At 63.1% G+C, this 3,033-nt stretch carries 2 protein-coding genes; both read right to left on the reverse strand.

The window, feature by feature from the left end:
- The coding region (locus tag Q1B08_RS21135) for an Ig-like domain-containing protein (RefSeq protein ID WP_299823247.1) at nt 1-1,047 on the reverse strand (1,047 nt) is incomplete at its 3' end.
- 192 nt (nt 1,048-1,239) lie between these two features.
- The gene (locus Q1B08_RS21140) at nt 1,240-2,421 is read right to left on the reverse strand and encodes a polysaccharide biosynthesis/export family protein (protein WP_299823249.1); all 1,182 of its coding nucleotides are present in this window, start codon (nt 2,419-2,421) and stop codon (nt 1,240-1,242) included.
- Nucleotides 2,422-3,033: the final 612 nt, after the last annotated feature.

Here is a 3,033-nt window from a genome sequence, read left to right on the forward strand (position 1 = left end):
CAGTTCCAGATAGCCGTGACCGTCCGCCGCGCCGAGCCCCACGCTCACCCCCGCCGGCCCCGCCGCGGTCCAGATCGCGTCGAGCGTGCCGTCCGAGAAATCGTCCGAGACCGGCGCGGCCCCCGCCGGCGGTTCCGGCTCGCCCACCTTGATGCGCACGGTGGCGGTGTCTTCCAGCGCGCCGTCGCTCACCGTGTAGTCGAAGCTGTCGGTGCCGGCGAAGCCCGCGGCGGGGGTGTAGACGAAGCTGGCGCCGTCCCGGGTCAGCGTGCCGTTGGCCGGCGCGGTGGTGCCGGTGACGGTCAGCGCGTCGCCATCCGCATCCGTGTCGTTGACCAGAAGCGCCTCCGCGTCGAAGGCCAGCGCCGTCGCCGCCGCCGTCTCCAGCGCGTCGTCGCCGGCCGCCGGCGCATGCTCCACCGGCGTCACGTCGCCATCCTCGTTCACCAGAGGATCCGACGCGCTCTCGAAGTAATCTACCCGCGCGGTGTAGCCTGGCGGCGCGCCCTCGAACGCCGTGCTCCCCGCGAAGAACCCGAGCTGCGAGGCCTCCATCTCATGGGTCAACGAATATATCGGGGTCCAGGTCTCGCCATCCTGGCTGTAGGAAAAGGTCCAATCGTCGCCTTCGCGGGCGATCCGGAGATCCTGCATCGTTCCCGGGGCGGCCGTGCGGAACAGGGGATAGGTCGTCTGACCATCCTCGATCACGCCGACGATGATCTTGAGAAAGACGCCGGTGAAGGCGAGATCGAACCGGATCCAGTTCTGGTTGTCCTGGACGACCAGTAGACCCTGCTCCTGGAAACGTAGGCTCGGCTCGCTCAGGAACGAGGCGCTGATCTGCAGATCGACGTCGTCCACGTCCTGCAACAGGCGCGGCGTAGTCAGGACGCCGGAGGCGTTGACCGCCACGCCCTCGGGCGAGTTGATTTCGATATATCCGTCCGAACTGTCAACCCCCAGATCGGCGGATCCGGCAATCCCGGAGAAATTCCAGATCGAATTGAGGACTGGGTCGGAGAAATCATCCGAAACGGGAGGCATTGTACAATACACTACCAAAGGTATAATGAACGAAACCGACTTGGACAGATCGACGCGTTATCGTAGTGCGCTAATCAAACATTAGCTTTTAGCATAAATTTATTTCTGTCAAGGTTTCGTTAACGAATCCCGAAGGCGCCTTTCCGTGTTCCGTCGCGATACGATCCAGACGACTTCGCTCGGTCCCAGTCCTCAGCGGGGCGAGGCGAACTCCTCGATCACGACTTCCACCACATCGCCAGGAAGAATTTCGGTATTCATGGCGGCCTCCAGCGCGATCGATTCTCCCTCCCTTGCCCGGTGGATCGTGATTTCTGTTCCTGCCTCGGCCCTAGGCGCGAGTCCGGCCAAGGCTAGGTTCATCCGGTAGGCGTCCATCTCCGCTTCGATGCGACTTTTTTCCGTCAGCGCTAGTCGAATATCCTTCCGGATCGCAATCTGCCATTCAAAATTAGCGCTTTCGAGTTCGTGCAGGATATTGGCCTGTCCCTGACGAGCCCGGGCCGCGAAGGCTTCGGCCTCAAGCAGGTCACGCACCAGCCGGGATTGCTCGCGCTCCATGTTTTGCAGGTTGGATTGCGTGACCAAGCCCCGTTCGTTCAGAGTCCGCGCATTCTCGACCTGTGCGCTCTGAAGATCGCTTTCCCGGTTCTGGTATTCGAGCTGCTCCTCAAGTATCTCCAGCTCGAACTCATAAAGGCCTTGCAGGTCGCGCAGATGCGACTGATCGGCTTCCCATTCGAGGATGCGGTCCTCGAGCAGGGCCTCGTCGATCTGCCGGATGCGGACGCCCTCGGGATCCGTGCCCGACTTGTCGGGGGCCCTCATGGTCTTTTCGCGGTCTAGTTCCGCCGTCAACCGAGCGATGTCGCTCTCAATGCTCGCCAGCTGCCGCGCGCCGGATTGGAGCCCGGCCCAGAGGCGGGCGAGATCGACCACCGACCAATCCTCCTGCTGGCTGCCATGAATGCCTCCGGCGAGCGCTAGGACCTGTCGGACGTTCAAGCCGGGGGTGAATTCGAAGCTGCCGGGGTCCGCGACGGCACCGTCCACATAGATCGGACGGTAGGATGCGAATTCGACCGTGACCTTCGGTTCAACGATGAGATCAAGCACCGTCAGGCGTCGTTCGATCCGTTCCGTGACTTCAGCGATGGTGGCTCCCGCCGCCTCGAAAATTCCGATGTCGGGAAGCGTGATCATCCCGTCGATATCGACAGAGGCGTTGCGATCGGGGTCATCCTCGCCGTCGATGGAGACGGACAGGACGTCGCCCCGCTCGATCACCGTCGCCGCCGCCGCCGCCGCCGCCGCCGCCGCGAGTACGGGACACAGGCAGGCTGCGAAAAGGCCTAGAAGGCGAAGAAGTCTCACGGGGGGATCGTCTCCGACGGAATTGAGCGTCGTAGATTACGAATTGTCGATCGCCGACGCAAAGATTTCGTTTCATGCCTTCGCAGGGGCTGGCATGATGATCGATGTGATCGCTCTGGCGGATGGAGCTTTCCGGCCCCCGGTGCCGGGCCTTTCCGTTCCGTCCCGAGGCGAACCTGGCGAGATCCGCGTCCGCCGACATGAAGAGATCGATGCGTACGCAATCTCAAGCCTGTTGAGCGGATCAAGCGACCGGCCCGCGTCGCGGTCATCTCCTCGGCGGCGCATGACGCGTGCGTCCAGAATTCCGGCCGGGGTTGTGCGACCGGCGCACTGTCCATGCAAGGTTTCCTGCGGCGCCGGGACATCGGAGAGATCCCCGCTGCCGATAAGAGCCGCGCCACAGGGCGGCCGCGGCGCATGATGCGTGCCTGCTCATCGGCCCCGACGGCGGCTCCCCGTTCGGAAGGATGCAGTTTGGCCTCGAAGGCCCCGACGTCGCGCATGGCAATTCCCGCCTCCGAGGGCTCTGATGGGCATTGTTGCAGAACTCTGACTTCGGACGATTCACATGGTGAATCCATGCGGTTAGGCGGGACGCATGAGCAAGCC

Source organism: uncultured Jannaschia sp., from assembly GCF_947494025.1.
In the GTDB taxonomy this organism is placed as follows: domain Bacteria; phylum Pseudomonadota; class Alphaproteobacteria; order Rhodobacterales; family Rhodobacteraceae; genus Jannaschia.